The 4823-nt window shown below is 38.7% G+C and carries 6 protein-coding genes and 1 pseudogene; 6 read left to right on the top strand and 1 reads right to left on the bottom strand.

All coding sequences use genetic code 11. From position 1 onward, the window contains the following. The coding region (locus tag SC428_RS21860; RefSeq protein ID WP_318710329.1) for a transposase at positions 1–140 on the bottom strand (140 nt) is incomplete at its 3' end. 275 nt (positions 141–415) lie between these two features. Here SC428_RS21860 and SC428_RS21855 point away from each other — a divergent pair. The 6 genes and pseudogenes from SC428_RS21855 to SC428_RS21830 all read left to right on the top strand — a co-directional run. Beyond that, on the top strand, positions 416–1474 hold the full coding sequence (locus SC428_RS21855) for a RelA/SpoT domain-containing protein (protein ID WP_318710328.1): 1059 nt from the start codon (positions 416–418) through the stop codon (positions 1472–1474). Positions 1475–1604: 130 nt separating this feature from the next. Beyond that, on the top strand, positions 1605–1739 hold the full coding sequence (locus tag SC428_RS21850) for a hypothetical protein (RefSeq protein WP_281733176.1): 135 nt from the start codon (positions 1605–1607) through the stop codon (positions 1737–1739). A 9-nt stretch (positions 1740–1748) separates the two neighbouring features. Beyond that, positions 1749–2423 (top strand): hypothetical protein, encoded by a 675-nt coding sequence (locus SC428_RS21845; protein ID WP_318710326.1) that lies wholly within the window; start codon positions 1749–1751, stop codon positions 2421–2423. Next, complete coding sequence (locus tag SC428_RS21840; RefSeq protein ID WP_318710325.1) at positions 2420–3163, top strand: hypothetical protein; 744 nt, start codon at positions 2420–2422, stop codon at positions 3161–3163. Before SC428_RS21845 ends, SC428_RS21840 begins: the two co-directional genes overlap by 4 nt. After that, entirely contained in the window at positions 3164–4450 is a 1287-nt protein-coding gene (locus tag SC428_RS21835) for a DUF2800 domain-containing protein (protein WP_318710324.1), read from the top strand. A gap of 15 nt (positions 4451–4465) precedes the next feature. Continuing rightward, positions 4466–4693 (top strand): annotated as a pseudogene (locus SC428_RS21830) (ssDNA-binding protein); the annotation flags it as partial. Positions 4694–4823: the final 130 nt, after the last annotated feature.

Genomic DNA, 4823 nt, shown 5'->3' with positions numbered 1-4823 from the left:
CCACCGTACTTTGATTTCCAGTTATAGTAAGTCGCGTTGCTGATCCCATTTTGACGGCAAATATCTTCGACTTTCATACCAGAGTCAGCGAGTTTTAAAATATTAACGATTTGAGTTTCAGTAAAACAGGCTTTTTTCATCATGACCTCTGCAATGGTTAGGGCAGAAAATCTAATTATAGCTGTCTTATTTTAGGGGAAGTGGACACAGCCTTTACGGGGGTATGGCATTCTCGGGCAAGCGGCGGACAGTTGTCAGGTGGTTAAACTAATTATAGGCCATTCAATGAGTGGCCTATGGTGAGTAAACACTACATTATTATTGGAAATTGCCTCAATATTGATCAGCTAAATTGATGTACAAGATTAAGGAGGTTATATTGCAGATAAAGTTTAACTATGTGAGCAAAAACACAATGGCTAATGAGCAATATGAAAAAGGTAAAATAAAATTATCTTACTCTAAAAAGCAAGTGAAAAGGGCTGGCGATAATATCCGGAAGAATATTGAAACTGCAAATTCAGTAGACATCATTAGAAATTTTAGAGCTGCTCATCTTTATCCGTTAATGATTATAAAAAACTTAGTATGGAAGCATGCCAAAAAGAAAGCACCCACCGCAATTATAGCTCGCCGATTAAAGCGACTACCAACAATAATAGATAAATTATCTCGCGCAACTTTAAATGGAAAACAAGATAATTCCATATCTATTGTGAGAATGCAGGATATCGGCGGTTGCCGAGTTATTGTCGAAAATAGAGAGCAATTAATAAGTTTAAATAATTCATTAAATAATAGTAGAACAGTCCACAGTATAAAGAAAATAAACGACTACACAGTCCATAAAAAAGCTACTGGTTATAGAGGAATACATCGAGTTTACCAGTGTTATGGTAACGAAGAATACCATGATTGGAAGGGATTTCTTATCGAAGTCCAACTAAGAACCAAATTGCAGCATCTTTGGGCAACAACTATCGAGGTTGTCGATTTATGTGAAGGGAAATCACTCAAAACAAACCCTTTTAATGCGGATAAAGATTGGATTGAATTTTTCCAAATAATGAGTGACTTTCTCGCTGACGACGATGGTTTTTGCTACTTAGATAGAACAACTAAAGAGGAACACAAAAAAAGAATACTTGAACTTGATAAAAAATTGACAGCAACCGATAAGTTATTGTCTTTTAATAGAGTATTCTCAGATGATAATCTAAAGAAAGAATATGTAAAGCATAGATATGTTGTTTTAGCCATAGACATGATGACTACAACGGTAGCCTGCACTTTTTTCACAAACAAAGAGAGCGCATTAAACGTCTACTCACAGATTGAAGATGAAACCCGGTACAATGGCTTATTTGTGGAAATTGACGATATAAAGAATCTACAAAAAGCATACCCTAACTATATTATCGATACATCCTTCTTTGTTAGAAAATTCGAGTATTACACCTCAAGGCTGTACTAAAAATACATAGTAATTCTATATAGCTAATAAATATTTTTTCCCGGCATCTAAACCTCGCAATCGCGAGGTTTTATATTACTTTCAATTTTATCAATAAAATAATTCTTTATTATCCATCGGAAATAATTCAATGAAAAAAGCCAAAATTTTGCCATCGGATAAATTTCCGATGAATAACAACGTTCGCCGTTTACGTTATCAACAAAAACGTGAAGCCCTTAAACAAAACCCTAACGCCACCTTCCCTATCACCTTGTATCTTTGAGGGGGAGAAATGAAGATATATTTAGATTTCATTGCACAATGGTCTCCCCCAAAATTTACTGAATGGTTTAAAAATAACTTTGATGACGGAGCAAGTTACGAAGAAATCTATATCAAGTTATTAAAGTCTAAGCAGCTTGATAAAATTGAAGCATTATTGAATATACTTTATACCCGAGAATTAGATAATGCTGAATTTAGTGACGCAGAAAAAAAGCTGCTTGAAACTAAGTTATCTCCTATTCCTTTTTGGGAAGATAAAGGAGGTTACATACGAATATATGATAATGGTGATTATAATAAAATCGGTAGCCTAGGTTTTAAAGCTGAAATAAGCAGCACAGGATTTAATTGTAAAATAGCAAGTTTCGGCGAACACTCAGAAATCACTAGCTCTGGAAGTAATGTAAAAATAGGTAGCTACGGTGCTAATACTAAAATAGCTTGCGCGGGTGATAACGCGATAATTGTAGCTGAAGGCTTTAATACTATTGTTAGCTGCACGAATACTGTTAGATATTTCACATTAGGATTTGGTTCCTGCATATCTATCCCCCTTCAATATTTTAATGGCAGAAAATATTTTGCTACCGCCCGTGCAGGCGAAAACGGCATTAAACCTTACGCTCCATACACTCTTAATAGCTCTGGCTATTTTGTAGAATTCGAGGAATACACATCATGAGTCTTGAACTAGCAATTAAAGAAAATACCGAAGTCATGCGCCAATTAATTGCCGCAATGCAATCAGGCGCAGTCGTACAAACTCACACCACATTAAAACCGGATGAAAAACCTCAGCCTATTAAAGCTAAATCTGAAACAACTAGCAAAAAAGAAGTAGCTAAAAAAGAAGCGCCTCCAGCTATAAAGCCTGTTGATATTAATACCCTCAATTTAGAGCAAATCGTCGCTTTAGCCGTGTTGTTCGATGGTAATTTTGAAGAATTGACCACAGAACAACTTGATAAAGTGGATGAAATCTTAGCGGCTACAGGTAAAAACCGTAATACACAAGCTGACGCCCTTTATATGGCACTGGTTAACTTAGATGAAGTGACCAACTTACCAAATAACACTATTCACGATTTATGTTTGGAAATGTTGTTAAATTGGTCCGATATCCCCGGCGTTACTGAGCGTCGCGAATTTGCTATCGAGCTACTCAGTGAAGGTAAAACAGCTAGCGAAGAGCCAGAGCCAGAGCCAGAGCCAGAGCCAGAGCCAGAGCCAGAGCCAGAAAATACTGATCCTAAAGCGCTATTTGAACAAGCTGAGAAACTAATTTTACAGTTAGCTAAAGGTGGTTATCGCAATGAAGCGGTAGATATTCTCACTAAATTTGGCGCTAAAAAATTAGGCCAAGTGCCTGAAGATAAATTAGCGGAAGTTGTTGCACTTGCGGAAAAAGCTTGGGAGGGTTAAATGCCTGATATCCATGCTAAACTATCCCCCTCATCTGCACATCGTTGGATGGTGTGCAGTGGGAGCTTAGCCTTAGAATCAACCGTGCCTGATAAAGAGTCTGAATTTGCTTTAGAAGGTACTGCTGCACATGCACTGGGCGAATGTGTTTTGCGTAATCGCCAAGAAAACACATCAGAGCTAGGTCAAAATACAAGTGACTATCTAGGCACATATCCGTTAAATAAACCCGATACCCCACAAGTTAATGATGAAATGGTCGAGGCGGTAGGCCACTACGTTGAAACCGTTTGGTCACTAGCCGAGGGTAAAGAGTTACTAATCGAACAACGAGTAGATTTCTCCGATGTTATTGGAGTTGAGAACTCATTCGGCACCGCAGATGCTGTAATTTTAGATCCTAAAGAGTTACAGATTCACGATTTAAAATACGGTGTTGGTGTTAAAGTTGACGCTGAAGAGAACGAGCAACTACAGCTATATGCTTTGGGCGCTTTAGATCAATTCAGTATGCTGTATGACTTCGAAACTGTTCGCATGTTCATCCACCAGCCGCGATTAAATCACGTATCTGAATGGGCGATCACAATTGACAAACTGATCGCCTTTGGTGAACGAGCAAAAGAAGCTGCTGCGGAAGCGGTTGTTATATGCTCAATTGCAGAATGTGAGGATGTTGAAACCCTCCCACCTACGTGCTTTAAGCCTGGTGAAAAACAGTGTCGCTTTTGTAAAGCAAAAGGTGGGTTATGTGCGGCTGAAACACAACATGCACTTGAAATTGTTAAAGGTGATTTTGTTGATTTAACTGCACCACTAGAAGAACAGCTTAGCGATGTACAACAGCGCATATCAGTTTTAGAGCCAACACAACTTGCTGAACTCTATAAAAATATCAATTATGTAGAAACTTTTTGTAAGGCGTTAAGCGCACGAGTACTTGACGAACTTAACGCAGGACATGCATTACCGGGCTTAAAACTGGTTACTGGTAAACTAGGTAACCGCGCTTGGAGTGATGAAGCTGAAGCTGAAGCAAAATTAAGAGGCTTTAGACTTAAGCGCGAAGAAATATACAGCATGAAGTTGATTAGCCCAACTCAAGCTGAAAAGCTAGTTAAGAAAGTCAATCCTCGTCGCTGGACTAAACTAGAAGCGCTCATTACCCGAGCGGAAGGTAAGCCTGTTATTGCGCTCGAATCCGACCCCCGCCCCGCACTCGCTATTAACTCTGAAAACGATTTTGATGATGTGACCGAAGAGTCACTCATTGCCGACCTCATTTAATTAAAGGTACCCAATATGAAAGTTAAATTATCCAACGTCCGTTTGGCATTCCCTGATCTGTTCGAAGCAACCCAAGTTAACGGGTAAGGCGATTACAAATTCCGCGCTACGTTTCTCATCCCCAAAAATCGCACAGATTTAATCGAAGCGATTGAAAACGCCATTAAGCAAGTCGCTACAGCAAAATGGGGAGCCAAAGCCGATGCTGTTCTCAAATCCATTCGCGGTAACTCAATGCGCTTTAACTTTGTCACTGATCATGTAAAACTGATCCACTAACGATCATAGAAAACTGAGCCACTTGGTATTATCCGTACATTTTTGTACGGGGAATTTATGATTACCAAGGAGATATTTGTGGATATTCATGTTC

The organism is Providencia sp. 2023EL-00965, assembly GCF_033550225.1.
GTDB classification, from domain to species: Bacteria; Pseudomonadota; Gammaproteobacteria; order Enterobacterales; family Enterobacteriaceae; genus Providencia; species Providencia manganoxydans.
Note: the sequence above shows the minus strand (reverse complement) of the source record. Positions and strands in the feature narration are given on the sequence as shown.

Excerpts from the sequence above, each read along its gene's own strand:
- SC428_RS21855 (WP_318710328.1), top strand. The coding sequence starts at position 416 with ATGGCTAATGAGCAATATGAAAAAGGTAAAATAAAATTATCTTACTCT.
- SC428_RS21850 (WP_281733176.1), top strand. The coding sequence starts at position 1,605 with ATGAAAAAAGCCAAAATTTTGCCATCGGATAAATTTCCGATGAATAAC.
- SC428_RS21845 (WP_318710326.1), top strand. The coding sequence starts at position 1,749 with ATGAAGATATATTTAGATTTCATTGCACAATGGTCTCCCCCAAAATTT.
- SC428_RS21840 (WP_318710325.1), top strand. The coding sequence starts at position 2,420 with ATGAGTCTTGAACTAGCAATTAAAGAAAATACCGAAGTCATGCGCCAA.
- SC428_RS21835 (WP_318710324.1), top strand. The coding sequence starts at position 3,164 with ATGCCTGATATCCATGCTAAACTATCCCCCTCATCTGCACATCGTTGG.